Source organism: Anaeromyxobacter sp. Fw109-5 (genome assembly GCF_000017505.1).
Taxonomy (GTDB): Bacteria; Myxococcota; Myxococcia; order Myxococcales; family Anaeromyxobacteraceae; genus Anaeromyxobacter.
Window position 1 is genome coordinate 4,469,545 of record NC_009675.1, and the last position, 21,494, is coordinate 4,491,038.

The following is a 21,494-nucleotide window of genomic DNA, read 5'->3' on the forward strand; positions in this document are numbered from 1 at the left end:
TCGCAGGCAGGCTGCCAAACGCACGCCGCGATTCGTTGCGTTCAGCGCATGACTTGCGCGCATCGGATGCGTCGCGGAATTCCTGCCGGGTGCACGCGGCAATGTGGAGCCCAACGAGTGATCATTTTGCGCGCAAATACCTCGGTGATCCTGTCCAAAGCGCAAACCCTTGCGCTAGTCTCTCGACCTCAACGCTGGCGGAGGCGGAGCCCAGGACGCACCCTCGGTGCGACACCTTGCCACCGCCGAGCAGCACCACTCCCGCCGGCGAGCCCGGCGGAATCGGAGGAGACGATGGCGGATTCTGCGGTTTCCCTCAGGCGCGACGGCCGCGCCAAGAGCGCTCACGAGGTGATCGAGTCGAGCGACTTCAAGCAGCTCGTGAAGAAGCGCTGGACCGTGAGCATGGTCCTCCTCGCGCTGCTCTTCGTGGGCTACTACGGCTTCATCCTGCTGGTCGCGACGGCCAAGGACTTCGTGAACACCAAGGTCGGCGAGGTCACCACCCTCGCCATCCCGCTCGGGCTGGGCGCCATCGTCCTCGCGTTCACCCTCACCGCGATCTACGTGGCGTGGGCGAACAAGTCCTACGACCCCGAGGTCGAGCGGCTCCGCTCGCAGCTGCGGCAGTAGCCCTCCTCACCCACAGGAACCTTCATGACCTCGATCGACGCGATCCAGGCCGTCCTCCTCACGCAGGCCGCCACCGCCCCCGCGCCGGCAGCCGAGCAGATGCAGTCCTCGCTCGGCTCCCCGTCGCTGATGTCCATCCTCTTCTTCTTCATCATCGTCGCGGTGACGCTCGTCATCACGTACTGGGCGGCCCGGAAGACGAAGACCTCCTCCGAGTTCTACGCGGCCGGCCGCAGCGTCTCGGCGCTCCAGAACGGGTTCGCGCTCGCAGGCGACTACATGTCCGCGGCGTCGTTCCTCGGCATCTCCGGCATGGTCGCCCTCAAGGGCTACGACGGCATGATCTACGCGACCGGCTGGCTCGTCGGCTGGCCCGCGCTCATGTTCCTCGTCGCCGAGCCGCTGCGGAACCTCGGCAAGTTCACCTTCGCCGACGTGGTCGCCTTCCGGCTGCGGCAGAAGCCGGTCCGCATCGCCGCCGCGATCGGCGGCATCCTGACGGTGCTCTTCTACACGATCGCGCAGATGGTCGGGTCGGGCGCCCTCATCCAGCTCATGTTCGGCCTCAAGTACGAGTACGCCGAGCTGATCGTCGGCGTGGTGATGCTCGCCTACGTGCTCTTCGGCGGCATGCTCGCCACCACCTGGGTGCAGATCATCAAGGCCGGCCTCCTCCTGTTCGGCGCGAGCCTCCTCACGGTCCTCGTGCTGGCGAAGTTCGGCTTCAACCCGGGCAACCTCTACTCCGCCGTGGTCGCGAAGTACGGCCAGGTGGCGCTCGAGCCGGGCGGCATCGTCGCGAGCCCGCTCGAGGCGGTCTCGCTCGGCCTCGCCCTCATGTTCGGCCTCCTCGGGCTGCCGCACATCCTGATGCGCTTCTACACGGTGCCCGACGCCAAGGCGGCCCGGAAGTCGGTGCTCTACGCCACCGGCCTCATCGGCTACTTCTACGTCATCATCCCCATCGTGGGCTTCGGCGCGGCGGTGCTCCTGCCCGGCGGCCGCAGCACCATCACCGGGTTCGACGCCGGCGGCAACATGACCGCCCCGCTCCTCGCCGAGCTCCTCGGCGGCACCGCGTTCCTCGGCTTCATCGCGGCGGTCGCGTTCGCCACCATCCTCGCCGTGGTCGCCGGCCTCACCCTCGCCGGCGCGTCGGCCTACTCGCACGACATCTACGTGAACGTCATCAAGGGCGGGAAGGCGACGGAGGAGGAGCAGGTCAAGGCCGCCAAGACCGCGACCATCATCTTCGGCGTGGTGGCGGTCGGCCTGGGCATCCTCTTCAAGGGCCAGAACGTCGCGTTCATGGTCGGCCTCGCGTTCGCGATCGCCGCCAGCGCCAACTTCCCGGCGCTCCTCATGTCGATCGTGTGGAAGCGCTTCACGACGCAGGGCGCGGTCTGGTCGATCCTCGTCGGCGCGTTCAGCTCCTGCGCGATGATCGTGCTCTCCAAGACGGTCTGGGTGGACGTCTTCGGCTTCGCGCACGCCATCTTCCCGATGAAGAACCCGGCCATCTTCTCGATGACGGGCGCCTTCGCGGTCGGCATCCTGGTCTCGCTGCTCACCCCCGAGCGCGAGGCGCAGGAGAAGTTCGAGGACGAGAAGCTCCGCACGTACCTCGGCGTCGGCGCCGAGTAGGTCCGCGCAGCAGCTCCGCCGCGGCCGGCGTCCCCAGGGCGCCGGCCGCGGTCTCTTTTTTCGAACGGCTCGCCGGGCTCATCGTCATGGCCGTGCCCGCTTGCGTCGTTCCGGCTGGCTCGCGGTTCGACACAGGCTCACCGCGAACGCATCTCCTGATCCGCTCGCCCTGACCCCTCGACAGGCTCGGGGGAAGGGCGAGCGGGATGGCTCGATCGGAGGGACCGCGCCATCAAAAGCGTCGGTACTCCCCGTCGTGCGCGGCCGCCGCCGCGAGCGACGCCTCCGCGGGAGCGGCGGACCGGCCGGCCACGGGCAGCGCGGGGACCGCGCGCGGGGCGGCCCGCCTGGGCTCCGCGGGGGGCGCGGGCTTGGCGTTCGACGCCCTCGGGGCCGGCGCCGGCCTGGGCGTCCCCAGGCCCGCGATCTCGAAGAAGGCGGTGAGCTGCTGGAGCGCCTCGGCCTGCGAGGCCATCTCCTCCGCGGTCGAGCTGAGCTCCTCGGCCGCCGACGCGTTCCGCTGCGTCACCTGGTCGACCACGCCCATGGCGCGGGCGACCTGCTCCACGCCCGCCGACTGCTCCTGCGAGGCGGCGGCGACCTCCTGCACGAGCTCCGCCGTCCGGCGGATCGCCGGCACCAGCGCGGCGATGAGCGACCCGGACCGCTGCGCGACGTCCACGCTCGTCGTCGCCATGGCGCCGATCTCCTTGGCCGCCTTCTGCGAGCGCTCCGCGAGCTTGCGCACCTCGGTCGCGACGACGGCGAAGCCCTTGCCGTGCTCCCCCGCGCGCGCCGCCTCGATCGCGGCGTTCAGCGCGAGCAGGTTCGTCTGGTACGCGATCTCCTCCACGATCGAGATCCGGTCGGCGATGGCGCTCATCGCCTCGACGGTCTCGCGGACCGCCGCGGCCCCCTCCTCCGCGTTGCGCGCCCCGCCCTTCGCCGTCGCCTCGGTGCGCATCGAGCTCTCGGCGTTCTGGGCGATCGAGGCGTTCATCTCCTCGAGCGAGCTCGTGGTCTCCTCCACGCTCGCGGCCTGCTCGCCGGTGCCCTGCGAGAGCGCCTGCGCCGTCTCGGACACCTGGGCGGAGGCGCTCGAGAGCGCCTCGGCGCCGGCCCGCACCTCGCCGATGACCTGCGCCAGCCGCGACGTCATCTCGGCCATCGCCGACTGCAGCCGCCCGAGCTCGTCCCGCCCGTCCACCTCGATGCGGGAGGTGAGGTCCCCCCCGGCGATCCGCTGCGCCGCGTCGACCGCGCGCGCCAGCGGCGAGGTGATGGAGCGCGTGACGAGCGCGGCGACGACGGCGGCGAGCAGCGCGGCGAGCGCCACGAGCGCGACGGTGACGTCGCGCGCCGAGCGCTGGATCGCGGCCGCGCCCTCGACCCCGCTCGCGACCTCCCGCGCGGTCTCGGCGATGAGCCGGCCGCACGCCGCCTCGAGCCGCTCCAGGACCGGGAACACGTCCGCCTGCGCCGCGCGCGCCGCGCCGGCCCGATCGGCGCCCGCCAGGAGCTGCTCGACGCGCTCGTGCTGCTCCTCCACGAGAGGCAGGAGGGCGCGCACCTCGGCGACCTCCACGCGCTCGGCGTCGAGCAGCTGCCCGGTGCCCTCCAGGGCGGCGAGCTCCTCGATCGCCTCGGCCCGATGGTCGTCGATCTTGGCGATGGCGCGCCGGACGTGGGCGTCGTCCTCGGCGATGAGCAGGTCGCCCAGCCCGATGCGGATCTCCATCGCCATGTGGCCGACGGCGCGGGCGTGCTCCGCCCTGGCGTAGAGCACGCCCGTGATCCTCTCGGTCGCCTGGCCGATCCGCGACATGGCCCCGACCCCGAGCGCTCCAGCGCCGAGGACGAAGGCGCAGAGGGCGGCGAATGCGATCCCGAGACGAGTGCCGATACCGAGCTTCCTCACTGTGTGACCTCCCATGGCGCTGGCCGCGGTCCCCCTTTGCCGGGTACGTGCCGCCCGAGCGTGACACGTCGCCGCATGGGCGCAGGGTGAAGTGGAGCGGAATCACACCGGTTTGCGGCGCTCTCGGGCCGACCACGGGGGCGGGTGGCTCAAAACCCCGGGTCCCCTTCCGGGTGCACGGAGCGGCACCGTGTAGTGACCCCGACCCTCGGAGCCGAGCGAGCGCCCGGTCGATGAACGCGCGTCATCACAGCGATCAGCCCGCTCCAAGCCGTCGCCATCCCTCGCGCTCTCGATCGCGGGGATGGTTCCAAAGGCGAAGCGGGTTCCACCTGCGCAGTGCGGGTACTGGGCGAGATCCCGGTCCCAGGCCCGGAGGTCGGATGAACACACGGCTGCTCCTGCTCTTGACCACCTTCGCCGCCACGACCGCGGTCGCCGCGCCGTCGCAGGTGCACCTCGGCTGGCAGGGTCCCACGGACACCACGATGACGGTGACGTGGCGATCGACCGAGCCGACGGGCGTCGTCGAGTACGGGAAGGACGGTGGGTACGGGCAGGTGCAGCCGGCGGTGTCCGTCGCGTACGAAGGCACGTATCTCCACGAGGCGCAGCTCACCGGCCTGGAGCCGGGTACGGAGTACCGCTACCGCTGCGGCGTGGACCAGGCCTGGTCGCCCGACCGCGTGTTCGCCACGGCGCCCGCGCCCTCGGCGACCGCGAGCTTCCGCTTCGCGGCGTACGGCGACAGCCGCACGGACGACGCCGCCCGCGCGCGCGTGCGAGCCGCGGTCGAGCGCGCGCGCCCGGCGTTCTCGCTCGACTCCGGCGACCTCGTGGACAGCGGCGGCGTCCAGGCCCTGTGGGATCAGTGGTTCACGACCATGGAGCCGCTCGTCGCCACGAGCCCGTTCGTCTCGGCGGTCGGCAACCACGACGTCGGCAGCCGCTTCTTCCGGCAGTTCCCGCTGCCCCGTCACGCGCCCGCCGCGACGGGGTACGACGACGAGGCGTACTTCTCCTTCGACTACGGGAACACCCACCTCGTCGTGCTCTACTCCGAGTCCGGGAGCGCGGGCGACGCGCAGGAGCAGTGGCTCGAGGCGGACCTCGCCCGCGCCGCGGCGAATCCGGCCGTCCGCTGGACGGTGGTGACGTTCCACCGGCCGCCGTACTCCTCCGGCAGCCACGGCAGCGACACCGGCCTGCGCGATCGCTGGGGCCCCGTCTTCGAGCGGTACGGCGTGGATCTGGTGTTCAACGGGCACGACCATCACTACGAGCGCAGCCACCCGATGGCGGGCGGGGAGCGCGCCACGCAGGGCGGCGTCACCTACGTCGTGACCGGCGGCGCGGGCGCGCCCGTGTACTCCGTGGGCGCGAGCGCCTTCACCGCCTTCTCGCGCTCGGTCCACCACTTCGTGGAGGTGGACGTGACGGCGAACACGCTCTCCCTGGAGGCGCGGGACGTGGACGGAGTCGTGTTCGACACCCTCGTCCTCACGCACCCCTCGCCGCTCGCGGAGCCGCCCGCCGATGCCGGCCCGCCGCCGGACGGCTCGGGACAGGCCGGCGCGCCCATCCCGCTGCCCGCCTCGCCGGCCCGGGTCATCGCCGCCCGCAGCGGCTGCGGGCTCGGCGGTGGCGCCGCGACCCTCACCTCGCTCCTCGCGCTCGCCGCCGCCGGCGCCCTCCGCAGGCGGCACCGATGAGCGCGCCTCGGACCCGCTGCGCCCGCCCCTCCGCCCGGTTCCGCCCGCGGCGCGCGGCCTGGGCCGCCGCGGACGCCGGGGCGCGGGAGCGCCCCCCTGGACCCGCCGCCGCGCGCGCGCCGGTCGCCGCCTGCGCCACGGTGCTCGCCCTGTGCTTCACGTACGCCTTCGTGCGCTACGTGGTGTTCCACGGCGAGCCGCTCGCGAGCGTGCCGCTGTACGTGACGAACAAGGCGGTCGCCCTCGGGGCGGCGCTGCTCATCGCGGCGGCGGCGGCTCGGCCACACGCCGGCTGGGCGCGGGGGGCCCGGTCGGCGGGCCTCTGCGGAGCGGCGCTCCACGCCCTCGCGTCGGCGGTGCTCCTCGATCCGGCGTACCTCCCGAAGCTGCACGGGCCGGGCGGCCGCCTGAGCGGGTGGGCCGAGCTCGCGATCCTCGGCGGAGCCGGCGCGCTGGTGGCCTTCGGGGCGCTGAAGCTCGCGCGGCCGCCGGGGGCTCCCCCACGCGTCGCGCGCCGGGTGGCGCACGTCGCCCTGGCGATCGTGGGGGTGCACTGCGCGGCCCTCGGCGCGCGCGGGTGGATGACGCCCGCGGCCTGGCCGGGCGGGCTGCCACCGATCACGCTCCTTGGCTTCCTCGCGGTCCTGGCCGGGCTCGCCGCCGCGGCGGCGGAGGCCCGGCGGTCGGCGCCGCGCCCCGCTTCGCCCCCGCGCTGAGAGGGCGAGCGCCGCTGCCGCGGCGCCGTCAGCGCGCGCGGAGGTACTGCTTGGGCCAGGGCCCCTCGTGCCCGAGCACCCGCGCCGCCCGCAGCGGGAGGTGCGGGTCCCTGAGCAGCTCGCGCGCCATGAGCACCAGGTCCGCCTGCCCGGAGCGGATCACGTGGTCGGCCTGCTCGGGTGAGGTGATGAGGCCCACGGCGCCCGTCGCCACGTGGGCCTCGCGCCGGATGCGCTCGGCGAAGCCGGTCTGGTAGCCCGGACCGGCCGGGACCTGCGCGGTCGCGAGCAGCCCGCCGGAGGAGACGTCGACCAGATCCACGCCCAGCGGGCCGAGGCCGCGCGCGAGCTCGACCGACTGCGCGATGTCCCAGCCGCCCTCCACCCAGTCGGTCGCCGAGATGCGGACGATGACGGGGAGCGGCTCCGGCCACTCGGCGCGCACCGCGCTCACCACCTCGCGCACCAGCCGCGTCCGGTTCTCGAAGGAGCCGCCGTAGGCGTCCTCGCGCCGGTTGGAGAGCGGCGACAGGAACTGGTGGAGCAGGTAGCCGTGGGCCGCGTGGACCTCGACGGCGCGGAAGCCCGCCGCCGCCGCGCGCCGGGCGGCGGCCGCGAACGCCTGCACCACCCCGCGGAGCTCCTCCGGCGCGAGCGCGTGCGGGACGCGATGACCGTCGGTGAACGGCAGCGCGCTCGGCGCGACGGGGAGCCACCCGCCCTCTTCCGGCCCGACCGGACGGCCCCCCGTCCACGGCGGCGCGGTCGAGCCCTTGCGGCCCGCGTGCGCGAGCTGCACGCAGCTCACCGCGCCCTGGGACTCGACGAAGCGGACGATCCGCGCGAGCGCCTCCACCTGCCGGTCGTCCCAGAGCCCGAGGTCGGCCGGCGAGATGCGGCCGCGGGCCTCGACGGCCGTCGCCTCGAAGGCGACGAGCCCGGCGCCGCCCACGGCGCGGGCGCCGAGGTGGACGAGGTGCCAGTCGTTGGCGAGGCCATCGACGGCCGAGTACTGGCACATCGGCGAGACGGCGATCCGGTTGCGCAGCGTCACCGAGCGGAGGGCGAGCGGGGCGAAGAGGTGCATGGGCCCTGATGAAGCCCGGAGCCGGGCGGTCCGCGCAAGGCCGCGGACGGGGCACGCCTGCGCGGCCCGGGGGCGCCGCGCCGTCGCGCTCGGCGCTCCTCGTGCCGCGAGCGCGGTCGATGGCCGCCGCGCTGCCAGGACCGCTCGTCCAACGGGACGCCGCGCCGTCGCCGCTACCGCTCCTCGTCCTCGTGCGGAAGCGCGGCGCCGAGGTCCTCCTCCCGCACCCCCGCGCCCGCCGGCGGCGCCGAGAACCCCTCGTGCGGCGCCACGTGGACCGGGTCGTGCTCGGAGAGGTCCTCCCCGCCGGCCTCGGCCCGTGGCGGACCGGGCGGCGACCTCATGTCGCGGCGGGCGACGCGTCCCTGGCGGAGGGGATCGGGCCGGCCCGAGGCGATCCCGGGCTCGAGCTCTGCCGGACTCTTCACCTCCGTCACCTCCGTCACCCGCCTCGGCCGAGCGCGCGCCTCGCCCGCGCGCCCCTGGCCCCGCACGAGCGAGGGGCGGCCCCGCGCCGCGAAGGCTGCGGTCTCGCGCACGGAGGCGCGCCGCGCCTCGCCCGCGTCGCCGAGCACGCGCCCGAGCAACGACGCTCCCACGAGGCCGGCGGGGATCCGCAGCAGGCCGCGGCCGAGCAGCGCCCGCCCGACCAGGAACGCCCCGGCGGCGCCCGCGGCGAGCCGATAGCCGGGCGAGGAGATGGGCAGGAGCGCGCCTCGCGCGCGGCGGCGCGGCCCGGCGCCCTCGAGCGCGCGCACGTCGGCGGTCTCGTGCAGATCGAGGCGGTCCTGGACCCGCCGTACGCCGCGGACCATGCGCACGCCCGCGAGGATCGCGGGATGCTCCGCCCGGAACACGGGGCCGGCGAGCTCGACCTCGCCGTCGTGGGCCCGCACCCGGATCGCGTGCGCGTGATCGGTGAGGTGGCCCAGCCTGGCGCGCACCCGCTCCGAGAGCACGTCGTCGTCGGGGGGCTCGGACGCGAGCCGCGCCCGTGCCTCGTGCGCCGCCCCGGCGGCCCGATGACCGAGGTCGCGCGCCCCCGCCTCGACGAAGTCCTCCGCCTCGTGGAACGCGCGGCTCGCGCCCTGCACGAGGGCGCCCCGGCGTCGCTCGTCGCGCATCCACGAGGCGAGCCCCGTGCCCGCGGCGACGACTCCCAGCCCGCCCATCAGCCACGCGCCGCCGAACCCACGCCGTCCTCGCCTGCGCCCTCTCATCTGCCCCTCCCGCGCTCGCCCCGGGGAAACCGTAACCACCGGGCACCCCGCGGTGCATCGCCGGCGTGGAGTCGCTTTCGCCGCCCCTGGCGGCCTCAGGAGCCGATGTCGCCCGGATCCTCTCCGTACAGGACGGGATAGTCCGAGCGCTCGCCGAGGAGCTCGGGCGCCTCCTCCGCGGAGGCCCCGCGCACGGGCGGGGAGATCTCCGGCTCGTCGCGGTGCCCCGGGATCCGCTGCTCAGGCTCGGCGCGCGGCGCGTTCGCGTCTGCGCCTGCTTCCCGGCCCGGGATCCGTCCCTCCCGCGTCCCCGGGATCGTCACGTCCGCGGGCGCGTGCACCCCGCCCGCGGGCGCGCTCGCCCCGCCGGTCTCCCTGCGCTGCGCTGCTCGCGCAGCCGCCTCCGCCGCCTTGTCGGTCCAGTCGTCGTTGGCCATGTCTCGAGGATGCGCATCCGGGGCGCCCGCGGCGGGGCGGTGCGACCGAGCTCCCCGGCGTTATGAGGCAGAGCATGACCCGGGCCGGGGGTGAGGGAGAGACGATGTTCCGGACGACACAGAGCGTGACGGAGATCCGGCGCTGGGCCGAGTCGCGGGACGGGCGCCCCTGCCGCGACGAGGGGAGCGGGCGCCTCGGCATCGCGCTGCCAGGGCAGCCTTGCGAGGCTCGCGAGGTCGGCTGGGACGAGTTCGAGGTCGCCTTCCGCGTCACCGGCTGCGTGTTCCTGTACGAGGACGCCCCGGGGTCGCGCCGCCTGTTCGTGGGATCTCCGGACGACGCGCGCGCCTGGATGCGCGTGGCGTGCGCGCCCGCGGCGCGGCCGTGATCCGTCAGCTCCGGTCGAGCGCCCGGGCGGCCGCGCGGATGAGCGGCTGCGCCGAGACGGGCTCGCCGGTCGCCCCCTTCATCCAGACGTCGGGGGCGAGCGCCCCCTGCACCGTGATGCGCTCGATCTCCTCGCCGAGCCTCTTCCCAGGGGGGAGCCGCTCGAGGTGGTCCTCGAGCTGCGCGGCGATGAGGTGGCCGATCGGGTAGTCGGGCAGGTAGAGCAGGTTCGAGACCAGGTGCGAGTAGATCGCCAGGAGCGGCACGTCGCGGGCGCCGAACACCGGCGCGTACCAGCGGTTCCACACCTCGCGCGCGATGCGGAGCGTGGCCTCGCGCAGCTCCGCCGGCGTGGCCCGCGGGTGCTCGTAGAGCCAGTGCCACATGCGGATGTCGACGAGCGCGACGCCCGCGATCTCGAACGTCGCCCAGAGGTCGTTGAGCGCGAGGAGCCGCTTCGCGTCCGCCGACGGCGGCGGGAGGCCCAGCACCTCGAGGTCGCGCGCCTGGAAGACGAACGCGATGGCCTCCGTGAACGCGGTGTTCGGCACCCCGCGCAGCAGCGTGTGATCCACGCCGTACAGCGAGAACACCTGCTCGACGTTGTGGCCGAGCTCGTGGATCGCGATGTTGAAGCCCTTGTAGTCCATGCCGTCCGCGCCGACGCGGGTGCGCAGGTGGGCCTGGTCGCCGCGCCGCGCCGCCTCGAGCGCGTGGCCCGAGCCGCGCGCCGGATCGACGGCGATGCGCTCGGCGAGGAAGCGCGCCTTCTCGCCGGAGAAGCCGAGCGCCTTCAGGATCGCGGGCAGGTCCTTCGCGAACGCCTCGGCCGTCGGGTAGCGGCCGCGCGTCAGGCGGTCGAGCTCCGCCTCGGAGCGCTCCACGCGCGGCTTGAACCCCGCGTACCAGACGTCGAAGGGCTCGAGCTTGCGGCCGAGCCGTTCCTCGACGACGCGCGCGACGCGCGCGATCTCCGGCGCGCCGAGCACCTCCTCGAGCATCGCCACCACCCGCGCCTCCGGGAGCTCGCGCTCCAGCTCGAACTTGCGGGCGATGTGCGTCGGCGCGGAGGGGGAGTACGGGTCCGCCTCCTTCACGGCCCGGAAGTTCGCGACGATGCGCGCGTAGCGCGCGTCCGGCTCGCGCGCCGCGGAGACCTCCGCGCGCGGCGGGCGCGCCTCCCCCTCGATCGTCTCCGCCGGCGCCGCGCGCACCTCGTTCGTGAAGGGGTTCCAGTCGACGCTCGGGTCGTTCACCACCGCCGCGGGGATGGTCTGCGTGACGATGCGCTCCATCGCCTTGGAGATCACGCGCTGGCGCGCGAGGCCGTCCCCCTGCGCGTACTGCGCCTTGATCTCGTCGCGCAGGTTCCAGTGCGAGAGGAGCCGCTTCCCCTTCGGGAACAGCCGCCGGCCGTCCTCGGCGAGGACGTGGTGCATGTGGAGGTTGTAGTCGGCGATGTAGAGGTCGGCGTCCGCCGAGGCGCGGGCGATGCCCTGGTTGACCGCCGCGGGCACGCGCCGCGCGAAGCGGTTCGCGAGCCGCGCCTCCGCCCACTCCCGGCGCGACCAGCCCTCGCCTCCGGCCAGCCGCTCGTCGAGGGTGGTGAGGGGGAAGTTGAGGAGCGCGACGAAGGCGATCTTGCCGGCGAAGAGATCGTCGACGAGGTGGGCCGAGGGATCGTGCGCCGCGAGCAGCGCGTCCACCGGGCGCATGGGTCCCTCGTCGAGCTGCGCGTAGCGCGACAGCTCGCGGTAGATCTCGAGCGCGTGCCCGTCCAGCGCCTCGAAGGACCGCTCGAGCCGCGCGAAGGTCGCGTCGAGGGCCTCGCCGCGCGGCAGGAAGTGCTCGGCGCAGAACGCCTCGAACGCCTTGGCGTCGCCGTCCGCCGGGCGCCAGAAGGCGGCGGCCTGGGCGACGCCCCGCGCGACGCGAGCGCGCTCCGGCTCGCCGTGCCTCGCGGCGAGCGCCGCGACGGCGCGGGCGACGGCCGGCCGCAGGCCCCGGGGCGGCTGCGGGATCGCGGAGCGGGCGGGCGGAGCGGAGAGGGCGAGGAGCGCGAGCACGGTCGCGGCGGTCGGGATCATGGAGGCGAATCATAACGGCCATCCGCGCTCCGTGGACGGCTACCGGCGAGCCCGCCGGAGCGCGACGGCGGCGGCGGTGACAGCACGCGCACGCGGATGGGTCGTGTGCCGTCGTCCGTACGCAGATGTCGCTCGGGCATCGAAGGGGAAGCGCTCGGTTCCCGCGCGCGCCTCTGCCCATCACGGTGCGTCTTCACCGGCGTCGGCGCGGTGACTGGTCAGCGGGCACCGCAGGTCCGAGGAAGTTGCGCGCACGCTCGGCCGACGGCGACATTCACCCATGTCCCTGCAATCTCCAGCGACAGCTCTTGCGGGCCACGCGAGTCCCAGTTGCGGTGGGTGAACGTTGCCCTCTTGACGAGGTTCGAGGCGAAACGCGCTTCGACGTCCTCGGCACGTCGAGAGCACGCTCCTCGCGAGCGCAGGCAGGCCGCGCCGTGCGCGTCCGGCGCGCCGCGTGGACGGCGAAGGGGCGGGCCCGGAAAGCGGCGCAGGCGCGATCCTGGTGCGTCTCACTCTCGTAGCCCGCTTTCCCTCGCTCGTACTGCTCCCTCGCGCGTGCCCACCACGGTCGCGCGGTCGGCACCTCGTCCCGAGTCCAGGGCGAGCCGATGTGATGAATGGCAAGGGCGAAGCCCCTCCGGCGGGGAACGGTCGCGCACCCGCGCAGCGGTCCCGCTCGACTTTGTGCCCGCTTCGCGTGCGCTGCGCTCGGGGTGAGCTGGACGTCCAAGGCCCCGCCGAGCAGGGGGTGGGGCCCCAGCGGCCACCGCCGCTGGGCGGGGGACGCGGTCCCCGTGTAATTGACCTGGGGCCGGCCCGGCGCTAACGGTCCGCCTCCATGCGCGCGACGAGCCGTCCTCTGACCGTGGTCTCGGTGCTCCTCGGCACGTTCCTCGCCGCCATGGAGATGACCGTCGTCTCGACGGCGATGCCGACCGTGGTGGGCGAGCTCGGCGGGCTCTCGCTGTACGCCTGGGCGTTCTCGGCGTACATGCTCACAGCCACCGTCACGGTGCCGATCCACGGCAAGCTCGCCGACCTCTACGGCCGAAAGCCCGTCCTCCTCGCCGGGATCGCGCTCTTCCTCCTCGGGTCGAGCGGGTGCGGCTTCGCGGGGAGCATGGGCGCGCTCATCGCCTGGCGCGCCGTCCAGGGCCTCGGCGCCGGGGCCATCCAGCCGGTCTCGCTCACCATCGTCGGCGACCTGTTCGAGCTGCGCGAGCGCGCGCGCATGCAGGGCATCTTCGGCGCGGTCTGGGGCCTCGCGGGCCTCGTGGGGCCGGTGCTCGGCGGCGCCATCGTCCACGTGCTCGGCTGGCGCTGGATCTTCTGGGTGAACCTGCCGTTCGGGATCGCCAGCGCGGCGGTGCTGGCGATCGCGTACCACGAGCGGCCGGAGCGCCACCCGCACCGGCTCGATCTCCCCGGCGCGGCGCTGCTCTCGATCGCGGTCGTGGCGCTCCTCTTCGCGGCCCGCTCTGGCGCGGCGGCGCTGGCGGCGCTCCCCGTCGGCGCGCTGGCGCTGGCCGCCTTCCTCCTCGTGGAGCGCCGCGCGCCCGAGCCGCTGCTGCCGCTGGACCTCTTCGCGCAGCGGGTGATGGCCGTGTCCTCCGCGACGGGGGCGCTGCTCGGCGCCGCCATGCTCGCGACGGTCACCTTCGTGCCGCTCTGGGTGCAGGCCATCCTGGGCGCGTCACCCACCGCGGCGGGCGCCGCGATCGCGCCGATGGCCGTCGGCTGGCCGCTCGCGAGCACGCTCGCGGGGCGTCTGCTGCCGAGCCTCGGCTACCGGCGGCTCCTGCTGGGCGGCCTCGCGACGAGCGCGCTCGCCGGGATCGGGCTCGCGCTGCTGCTCGGGCCGGGGGTGAGCCTCCTCGTGCCCCAGGGGCTCACCTTCGCCTACGGCGTCGGGCTGGGGCTCGCCAACACGCCCCTCATCCTCGCGGTCCAGACCAGCGTGCCCTGGCGCCGGCGCGGCGTCGCGACCGCGAGCGCGCTGTTCTTCCGCACCATGGGCGGCACGCTCTCGGTCGGCATCCTCGGCGGCGTGCTCGCGGTGGGGCTCGCGCGCACCGGCGCCGCGCCCGGGATCGCGGAGAAGCTGCTCGGCGCCGAGCGCGCCTCGCTCTCCGCGGCGCAGCTCGCCTCGGTGGGCGGCGCGCTGCAGGGGGCGATGGAGATCGTCTTCTGGAGCGTCGCCGGGATCGCCGCGGCGGCGCTCCTCGTCGCGACGCGCTTCCCCCGCCTCTCCGTGGAGCCCGCGCCCGCGCCGGAGCGCGTCTAGGCGCGCTTCGCCGCCGCGAAGCCGCGCTCGAGATCGGCGAGGAGATCGTCGGCGCGCTCGATCCCGGCGGACACGCGGATGAAGCCGTCCGCGATCCCGAGCTGCTCGCGCGTCTCCTTCGGCACCGAGGCGTGCGTCATGATGGCGGGGTGCTCGATGAGGCTCTCGACGCCGCCGAGGGACTCGGCGCACGCGAAGATCCGCACGTTCTCGAGGAAGGCGCGCGCCGCGGCGAGGCCGCCCCTGACGACGAACGTCAGCATGCCGCCGAAGCCGGTCATCTGCCGGCGCGCGAGGTCGTGCTGCGGGTGGGAGGCGAGGCCGGGGTAGGTGACGCGCTCGACCTGCGGGTGGCGCTCGAGGAAGCGCGCGATGGCGAGCGCGTTCTCGGCGTGACGATCCATCCGCACGTGCAGCGTCTTGAGGCCACGCAGCACGAGGAAGCTGTCGAGCGGCGAGGGCACGCCCCCGACCGCGTTCTGCAGGAAGGCGAGCCGCTCGAAGAGCTCGGCGTCGCTCGTCGCGACCGCGCCGCCGATGACGTCGGAGTGGCCGTTCAGGTACTTCGTCGTGGAGTGGGCGACCACGTCGATGCCGTGCGCCAGCGGCCGCTGGAAGTAGGGCGTCGCGAAGGTGTTGTCGACCACCGTCCTCGCGCCGTGCCCCCGGGCGATCGCGGCGACGGCGGCGAGGTCCACCAGCTTCAGCATGGGGTTCGTGGGGCTCTCGATCCACACGAGCCGCGTCCGCGGCGTGAGCGCGCGCTCGACGTTCCGCGCGTCGCTCATGTCCACGTAGGCGAACTCGAGCCCGTGGCGCCGGTACACCTTGTCGAAGATTCGGAAGGTCCCGCCGTACACGTCGTCGGACACGACGACGTGGTCCCCCGCCTGCAGCAGGTGGAGGATGGCGTCCGTCGCGGCCAGCCCCGACGCGAACGCCAGGCCGTGGCGCGCGCCCTCCAGCGCGGCGAGGCAGTCCTGCAGCGCGTGGCGCGTGGGGTTCTGCGTGCGCGAGTACTCGTACCCCTTGTGGACGCCCGGGCTCTCCTGCACGTACGTGGACGTGAGGTACACGGGCGTCATGATGGCGCCCGTGGTCGGATCGGGGGACTGGCCGGCGTGGATGGCGAGGGTCTCGAAGGAGAGCTTCCGGTCGTCCATGGCGTGCCTCCGCGCGGCGGTCGTTACTTGAGCCGCGCGCCCAGGAACTCGATGAGGTCGATCTTCGTGAGGATGCCGGTCACGCGATCGCCCTCCTTCACCACCGCCACGTGGTCGTCGTTGAAGATGTCGCGCAGCCGGCCGACCGGCGTGTCCGGGCCGACGACGCCCTGGATCGGCTGCACGAGCGGCTCCACGTGCTCGGAGAGCCGGTGCTTCCCCTCGATGAGGAAGTTCAGCAGGTCGTACTCGTGGATCATCCCGATCGCGCGGCCCGCCTCGTCGACGACCGGCATCTGCGAGATGTCGTTCTCCTTCATGGCGCGGACGATCGTCTCGACCTTGTCCGTCTTGCGGGCGGTGATCACCTCGCCGCGCCGCCGGCCGAGCACGTCCTTCACGGTGGCGCTCGCGACCGGCTCCCCGCCCTCGATGGCGAAGCCGTTGTCGCGCATCCACTCGTCCGAGTACAGCTTCGAGATGTAGGCTCGGCCGCCGTCCGGGAGCGGGACGACGATGGTCTTCCCCTTCCCGAGCTCGCGCGCCAGCTGGACGGCCACGTGGACGGCGGAGCCCGAGGAGCCGCCGGCGAAGATGCCCTCCTCGCGGGCGAGGCGGCGGGTCATCGTGAACGACTGCTGGTCGTTCACCTGGCGGACGTCGTCGAGGACCGAGAGGTCCATCGCGCCGCACATCATGTCCTCGCCGATCCCCTCCACCTTGTAGACGTGGGGCTGGGAGAGCTTCCCCGTCTTGAACATCGAGTGGTAGACGGAGCCGATCGGGTCGGCGCCGACGTTCAGGATCCTGGGGTTCCGCTCCTTGAAGTACTTCCCGCACCCGCTCATCGTGCCGCCGGTGCCGAGCCCCGCCACGAACGCGTCGAGCTGCCCGCCGGTCTGCTCCCAGATCTCGGGCGCCGTGCTCCGGTAGTGGGCCTCGATGTTGTCCACGTTGTGGTACTGGTTCAGGTAGAAGCTGTTGGGCGTCTCCGCCGCGATGCGCTTCGCCACGGAGTAGTAGCTGTCGGGCGAGTCGGCCGGCACGTTCGTCGGCGTGACGACCACCTGCGCGCCGAAGGCCTTCAGCGTGTCCTGCTTCTCCTTCGACATCTTGTCCGGCATCGTGAAGATGCAGCGGTAGCCCTTCACCGCCGCCGCGATGGCGATGCCGACGCCGGTGTTGCCGCTCGTGTTCTCCACGATGGTGCTGCCCTTGCGCAGCAGCCCGGCCTTCTCCGCCTTCTCGATGATGTGCAGCGCCATGCGGTCCTTGATGGAGCCGCCGGGGTTCAGGTACTCGAGCTTCACGAGCACCGTCGCGTCGTCGGGGCCGACGAGCTTGCGCAGGCGGACGAGCGGGGTGCGGCCGATCGCGGAGAGGACGTCGTCGTGGTAGGGCATGGGCGCTCCGTGAGGCCTCCGGCGCGGCAGATCGGCCGGTGACGGCGCGTTATAGGCAGGCGGTTCCGGCTCCGTCAACGCGACGCGCCGGGCGCGAAGAGCCGGGAGACACGACCCAGATGAACGATTTCCAGACGGAAGCCCGCGTGCGTGGCGCAGTCGCCCGCGCGACCGGACGCGACACCTCCGGCGCGCCGGTGCGCCGCCTCGCCGGGCACGCCTCGCTGCGCAGCTACTGGCGCGTGGGCGTCGCGCCCGCCTCGCACGTGGTGATGGTGCTCCCGCCCGACGCCAAGCCCGAGGAGGTCACGAAGGGGGGAGCGCCCGCCGAGAACCCGTTCGTGGACGTGCAGCGCTACCTCGCCGCCCTGGGGGTCCGCGTCCCGGGCATCCTCGGCTGGGAGGAGGCCGAGGGCCTCATGGTCCTCGAGGACCTCGGCGACGACATGCTCGAGACGAGGCTCCTCGCCGGCGACGGGCGCGAGCTGCTCTACGCGCGCGCCGTGGATCAGCTCGCCCGGCTGCGCGCCGCGGCCGAGGCCCGTCCCGCCGGCTGCGTCGCGTTCACGCGCAGCTTCGACTACGACCTCTACCGCTGGGAGCTCGACCACTTCCGGGAGTGGCTGCTCGAGGCCTGGAAGGGCGCCGCGCTCTCGCCCGGCGAGCGGGAGGTGGTGGATCGCCACTTCGACCGGATCGCCCGCGCGCTCGACGCCGAGCCGAAGGGCTTCACGCACCGCGACTACCAGTCCCGGAACCTCATGGTCCTGCCCGGCGGCGAGCAGGCGGTGATCGACTTCCAGGACGCGCTCCTCGGGCCGCGCCAGTACGACCTCGTCGCGCTGCTGCGCGACAGCTACGTCGAGCTGGAGGCGCCCTTCGTGGAGGCGATGCTGCGGCGCTACCTCGACCGCCTCGCCGCCGAGGGCGGCCCCCGCCTCGAGTACGGCCCGTTCCGCGAGGTGTTCGACCTGCTCACCGTCCAGCGCAAGCTGAAGGACGCGGGGCGGTTCGTCTTCATCGATCGGGTGAAGCAGAACCCCGGGTTCCTGGTCTCCATCCCGGCGTCGCTGCGCTACGTGCGCGACGCCTTCGGGCGCCGCCCCGATCTCGCCGAGCTCCAGGACGTGCTCGCGCGGCACGTGCCGGAGCTGCGCGGCTGAGCCTCGTGCCTCCCGGGGGCGAGGCGGAGCCCGCGGCGGGAGCCCGCCCCGGTGACCCGCGGGCGGCGCGAGCGACGGGCCCGCGGCGCCCGCGCGATCAGGCGCGGGTCGCCTCGGTCTCGGCGCCCTCGTGCACCTCGGTCGACCCCTCGTCGACGTGGTGCGTGCGCTCGAGCGACCAGCCCGTGGCGAGCCCCAGCACGAACCAGCCGAGGACGAGCGCGCCCACGGCGAAGATCGTGTCCCCGGGCACGCGCAGCCAGCGGAGCACGTTCATGAGCGGGGTCTGCATGAACTCCGCGCTGCGCGCCCACCAGGTCCCGGTCTCGACCGCCGCCCAGGTCTGCAGGATGCCGACCGGCAGCACGGAGACGAGCACCATCAGCGCGAGCCCGCCGTTGATGCACCAGAACGCGACGGCGATCGGCCGCGTCTTCCACGCCGCGCCCGGCCGCAGCGCCCGCAGGCAGAACAGCATGAGGCCGATGCCGAGCATGCCGTACACGCCGAACAGCGCGGTGTGGCCGTGGACCGGCGTCGTGTTGAGCCCCTGCATGTAGTAGAGCGCGATGGGCGGGTTGATGAAGAAGCCGAACAGCCCGGCGCCGACCAGGTTCCAGAAGGCGACCGACACGAAGAAGTAGATCGGCCACTGGTAGGCGCGCACCCAGGTACGCGCCCTCGACAGGCGGATGTTCTGCCAGACCTCGAGCCCGACGAGCACGAGCGGGACGACCTCGAGCGCGCTGAAGGTCGCGCCGAGCGCCATGACGCTGGCCGGCGTCCCGGCGAAGTAGTTGTGGTGGAACGTGCCGAGGATGCCCCCGGCGAGGAACACCGTCGTCGCGAAGAACGTCGCGCGCGTCGCCTTCTCCACGTGCAGGAGCCGCAGCCGCACGAACAGGAACGCGATCACCACGGTCGCGAACACCTCGAAGAAGCCCTCGACCCACAGGTGCACCACCCACCAGCGCCAGTACTCGACCATCGCGAGGTTCGAGCCGCGCCCGTACATGAGCCCCGCGCCGTAGAAGAGGGCGATGGCCGCGGAGGAGAGGACGAACAGGCCGAGCAGCGCGCGCGAGTCCGACGGACGTCGCAGCGCGGGCCAGAGGGCGCGCAGCATGAGGAACAGCCAGAGGAACAGGCCGACGAACAGGAAGATCTGCCAGAAGCGACCCAGGTCGACGTACTCGAGCCCCTGGTGCCCGAACCAGAACCAGAGCGTGCCGCCCAGCATCCGCTTCACGGAGAGCCACTGCCCGGCGAGCGAGCCGACCACGATCACCACCAGCGCGACGAACAGGAAGTTCACCCCCGCGCGCTGGCCGGCGGGCTCGTGCCCGGAGACCGCGGGGCCGACGTAGAGGCCGGTGGCGAGCCACGCCGTCGCGATCCAGAAGATGCCGAGCTGGGTGTGCCAGGTGCGGGCCACGGAGTACGGGAGCACCTGGTCGAGCGGGAAGCCGTAGAACCCGGAGCCCTCCACGCCGTAGTGCGCCGTCACCGCGCCGAGGGCGATCTGCACGACGAGGAGCGCCGCCGCCGTCCAGAAGTACTTCACGGTGGCGCGCTGGCTCGGGGTCGGGTGGAGCCCGAACAGCGGATCCCGCTCCGGCAGCGTCGCGGCGACGGTCTCCGGCTCGACGCGGCTCCCGTGGTACCAGACGAGCGCGCCGATCCCCGCGAGGAGCAGCACGAACGAGATGACGCTCCACACCACCGCGCCGCCGGTCGGGACGTTGCCGACGAGCGGCTCGTGCGGCCAGTTCATCGTGTAGGTCACCGTCTGGCCGGGGCGCTCCGTCGAGGCCGCCCAGCTCGTCCACCAGAAGAAGGCCGCCAGGTCGCGCAGCTGCGCGCGATCCGTGAGCGCACCCGCCGGGATGGCGTACGCGTCCCTCCCCTGGCTGAACACCTCCGCGTAGTGGGCGGCGGTCGCGTCGAAGGCGGCGGCGCGCTCGGCGGAGATCCGCACCGCGCCGGAGCGCGGGTCGTAGGTGTTCTCGCGCATCGCGCGGGTGAGCCGCGCGCGGAGCGCGGCCTGGCGCTCGCCCGGAAGGACCGCGTAGCCGGCGGCCCCCTCGGCCTTCGCCCAGCGGTCGAGCACGAACATGGCCTCGCGGTGGAGCCAGTCCGCCGTCCAGTCGGGCGCCACGTAGGCCCCATGCCCCCAGATCGAGCCGACCTCCTGGCCCCCGATCGACTGCCAGACGTCCTGGCCACGCAGGATGGAGTCCTCGTCGACGACGACCTGTCCCTTCGGACCGAGCACCCGCTCCGGGACCGGGGGGGCGGCCTTGCTGATGCGCGGGCCCCAGGCGCCCAGCACGAGGAAGGAGCCGCCCATGACGAGCAGGAGGGCGATCCAGTGGGCTCGATAACGTCGCATTCGTGTTCACCTCCGGTGGTGGCCCCTTCAAGATGCGGCGCAGGTGCTCGCCCGTGGAGGGGGTGCGCTGGGGGTAAGGCGGGCACGAGCGAAGAAGTGGCCGCCCGCAGCGCGGCCGCGTAGGTTCGTGACCGTGCGCATGGGCCGCTACGAGATCGCCACCGTCGTGGACGCGTGGTTCGCGCTCGACGGCGGCGCGATGTTCGGGATCGTCCCGCGGCCGCTCTGGGAGAAGAAGCTCGCCCCCGACGCGCGGAACCGCATCCGCCTCGCCGCGCGCTGCCTCGTCGCGATCGACCGCGACGCGCACCGCGTCATCGTGGTGGACGACGGCATGGGCGACAAGTGGGACGCGAAGCGCACCGACATCTACGCGATCGATCGCTCGAGCGGCGGGCTCGACGCAGGCCTCGCGCGGCTCGGGATCTCGCGCGACGACGTGACCGACGTCCTCCTCACGCACCTCCACTTCGACCACGCGGGCGGCACCACGCGGCGCGGGCCCGGCGGCAGGCTGGAGCTCTCCTTCCCGCGCGCGACCTACCACCTGCAGCGGCGCAGCTGGCTGTGGGCGCACGCGCCCTCGGAGCGCGACGCGGGGAGCTTCGTCCCCGACGACTTCGCCCTCCTCCAGCACTCGAACCGGCTGCACCTCATCGACGGCGACGCCTCGCCCTTCCCCGACGTGGACCTGATCCTGTCGGAGGGCCACACCGTCGGGCAGCAGCTCCCCCGCTTCCGCGGGGAGGGCACCCACCTCGTCTTCTGCGGCGACATCATCCCCACCCACGCCCACCTGCGGCCGAGCTGGGTCATGGGCTACGACCTCTTCCCGGTCACCACCGTCGAGGAGAAGAAGGTCCTGCTCGCCGAGGTGCTCGAGGACGACGGGGTCCTCGTGTTCGAGCACGATCCCGTGATGGCGGCGTGCCGGCTCCGCGAGGACGAGGGAGAGCCGGTGTTCCACGAGGTGGTCGAGCTCTGAGCCCGACCTCGACCCCGCCTGGATCTCTCGTGGCCGGTCATCCCGCGCGGAGTCGAAAGGTCGCGACCGCGACCGCGACTCCGACCCCGACCCCGACCTTGTCATTCGTCACATCGGCTCGCGCTGGACTCGGGACGAGGTGCCGACCGCGCGCCCGCGGTGGGCACGCGCGAGGGAGCAGTACGAGCCAGGGAAAGCGGCCTACGAGGGGGCCGGAGGGCCGGCGTCGCCGCGCGTCCGCCGCGTCGCCGGAAGACGC

Annotated in this window: 16 protein-coding genes; 8 read left to right on the forward strand and 8 right to left on the reverse strand. The window is 73.5% G+C overall.

The genetic code is table 11. From position 1 onward, the window contains the following. The first annotated feature begins 294 nt into the window (after positions 1 to 294). Together ANAE109_RS19680 and ANAE109_RS19685 are read left to right on the forward strand one after the other, a co-directional pair. Positions 295 to 633 carry a DUF485 domain-containing protein gene (locus ANAE109_RS19680; RefSeq protein ID WP_012098645.1) on the forward strand — a complete coding sequence of 113 codons (339 nt, stop codon included), beginning with the start codon at positions 295 to 297 and terminating at the stop codon, positions 631 to 633. A 24-nt stretch (positions 634 to 657) separates the two neighbouring features. Then, positions 658 to 2,277: a cation acetate symporter gene (locus ANAE109_RS19685; RefSeq protein WP_012098646.1), complete on the forward strand. Its 1,620-nt coding sequence runs from the start codon at positions 658 to 660 to the stop codon at positions 2,275 to 2,277. Between the two features lie 232 nt (positions 2,278 to 2,509). Here the strand turns inward: ANAE109_RS19685 and ANAE109_RS19690 are convergent, their stop codons facing one another. Then, positions 2,510 to 4,195: a methyl-accepting chemotaxis protein gene (locus ANAE109_RS19690; protein ID WP_012098647.1), complete on the reverse strand. Its 1,686-nt coding sequence runs from the start codon at positions 4,193 to 4,195 to the stop codon at positions 2,510 to 2,512. Between the two features lie 383 nt (positions 4,196 to 4,578). Between ANAE109_RS19690 and ANAE109_RS19695 the strand changes: the two genes are divergently transcribed. Together ANAE109_RS19695 and ANAE109_RS19700 are read left to right on the forward strand one after the other, a co-directional pair. After that, a complete protein-coding gene (locus ANAE109_RS19695) occupies positions 4,579 to 5,907 on the forward strand; it encodes a metallophosphoesterase family protein (RefSeq protein ID WP_012098648.1) in 1,329 nt (442 codons plus the stop codon). After that, the gene (locus ANAE109_RS19700) at positions 5,904 to 6,623 is read left to right on the forward strand and encodes a hypothetical protein (RefSeq protein ID WP_041448535.1); all 720 of its coding nucleotides are present in this window, start codon (positions 5,904 to 5,906) and stop codon (positions 6,621 to 6,623) included. The genes ANAE109_RS19695 and ANAE109_RS19700 overlap by 4 nt, the downstream gene beginning before the upstream one ends. 28 nt (positions 6,624 to 6,651) lie before the next feature. Here the strand turns inward: ANAE109_RS19700 and ANAE109_RS19705 are convergent, their stop codons facing one another. The 3 genes from ANAE109_RS19705 to ANAE109_RS19720 all read right to left on the reverse strand — a co-directional run bounded on the left by ANAE109_RS19705 (position 6,652) and on the right by ANAE109_RS19720 (position 9,367). Next, a complete protein-coding gene (locus tag ANAE109_RS19705; protein ID WP_012098649.1) occupies positions 6,652 to 7,710 on the reverse strand; it encodes an NADH:flavin oxidoreductase/NADH oxidase in 1,059 nt (352 codons plus the stop codon). A gap of 173 nt (positions 7,711 to 7,883) precedes the next feature. Further along, positions 7,884 to 8,930, reverse strand: a complete 1,047-nt coding sequence (locus ANAE109_RS23720) for a hypothetical protein (protein ID WP_143828023.1) — start codon at positions 8,928 to 8,930, stop codon at positions 7,884 to 7,886. A gap of 95 nt (positions 8,931 to 9,025) precedes the next feature. Beyond that, entirely contained in the window at positions 9,026 to 9,367 is a 342-nt protein-coding gene (locus ANAE109_RS19720; protein ID WP_012098651.1) for a hypothetical protein, read from the reverse strand. 104 nt (positions 9,368 to 9,471) lie between these two features. On the opposite strand from ANAE109_RS19720, the gene ANAE109_RS19725 reads away from it, so the two are divergent. Then, positions 9,472 to 9,756 (forward strand): hypothetical protein, encoded by a 285-nt coding sequence (locus ANAE109_RS19725; protein ID WP_041448536.1) that lies wholly within the window; start codon positions 9,472 to 9,474, stop codon positions 9,754 to 9,756. Positions 9,757 to 9,760: 4 nt separating this feature from the next. On the opposite strand, the gene ANAE109_RS19730 is transcribed toward ANAE109_RS19725, so the two are convergent. Then, a complete protein-coding gene (locus ANAE109_RS19730; RefSeq protein WP_012098652.1) occupies positions 9,761 to 11,842 on the reverse strand; it encodes a hypothetical protein in 2,082 nt (693 codons plus the stop codon). 841 nt (positions 11,843 to 12,683) lie between these two features. Here ANAE109_RS19730 and ANAE109_RS19735 point away from each other — a divergent pair. Further along, positions 12,684 to 14,129: an MDR family MFS transporter gene (locus tag ANAE109_RS19735; protein ID WP_012098654.1), complete on the forward strand. Its 1,446-nt coding sequence runs from the start codon at positions 12,684 to 12,686 to the stop codon at positions 14,127 to 14,129. Here the strand turns inward: ANAE109_RS19735 and ANAE109_RS19740 are convergent. Both ANAE109_RS19740 and ANAE109_RS19745 read right to left on the reverse strand, forming a co-directional pair. Next, on the reverse strand, positions 14,126 to 15,292 hold the full coding sequence (locus ANAE109_RS19740; protein ID WP_012098655.1) for a cystathionine gamma-synthase: 1,167 nt from the start codon (positions 15,290 to 15,292) through the stop codon (positions 14,126 to 14,128). The genes ANAE109_RS19735 and ANAE109_RS19740 overlap by 4 nt on opposite strands. A gap of 23 nt (positions 15,293 to 15,315) precedes the next feature. Beyond that, complete coding sequence (locus ANAE109_RS19745) at positions 15,316 to 16,695, reverse strand: pyridoxal-phosphate dependent enzyme (RefSeq protein WP_012098657.1); 1,380 nt, start codon at positions 16,693 to 16,695, stop codon at positions 15,316 to 15,318. A gap of 119 nt (positions 16,696 to 16,814) precedes the next feature. On the opposite strand from ANAE109_RS19745, the gene ANAE109_RS19750 reads away from it, so the two are divergent. Next, the gene (locus ANAE109_RS19750) at positions 16,815 to 17,858 is read left to right on the forward strand and encodes an aminoglycoside phosphotransferase family protein (protein WP_012098658.1); all 1,044 of its coding nucleotides are present in this window, start codon (positions 16,815 to 16,817) and stop codon (positions 17,856 to 17,858) included. A gap of 97 nt (positions 17,859 to 17,955) precedes the next feature. On the opposite strand, the gene ANAE109_RS19755 is transcribed toward ANAE109_RS19750, so the two are convergent. Continuing rightward, the gene (locus ANAE109_RS19755) at positions 17,956 to 20,250 is read right to left on the reverse strand and encodes a nitric-oxide reductase large subunit (protein ID WP_012098660.1); all 2,295 of its coding nucleotides are present in this window, start codon (positions 20,248 to 20,250) and stop codon (positions 17,956 to 17,958) included. Between the two features lie 127 nt (positions 20,251 to 20,377). On the opposite strand from ANAE109_RS19755, the gene ANAE109_RS19760 reads away from it, so the two are divergent. Then, positions 20,378 to 21,235 (forward strand): MBL fold metallo-hydrolase, encoded by an 858-nt coding sequence (locus ANAE109_RS19760; protein WP_234945188.1) that lies wholly within the window; start codon positions 20,378 to 20,380, stop codon positions 21,233 to 21,235. The last annotated feature ends 259 nt before the right edge of the window (positions 21,236 to 21,494 follow it).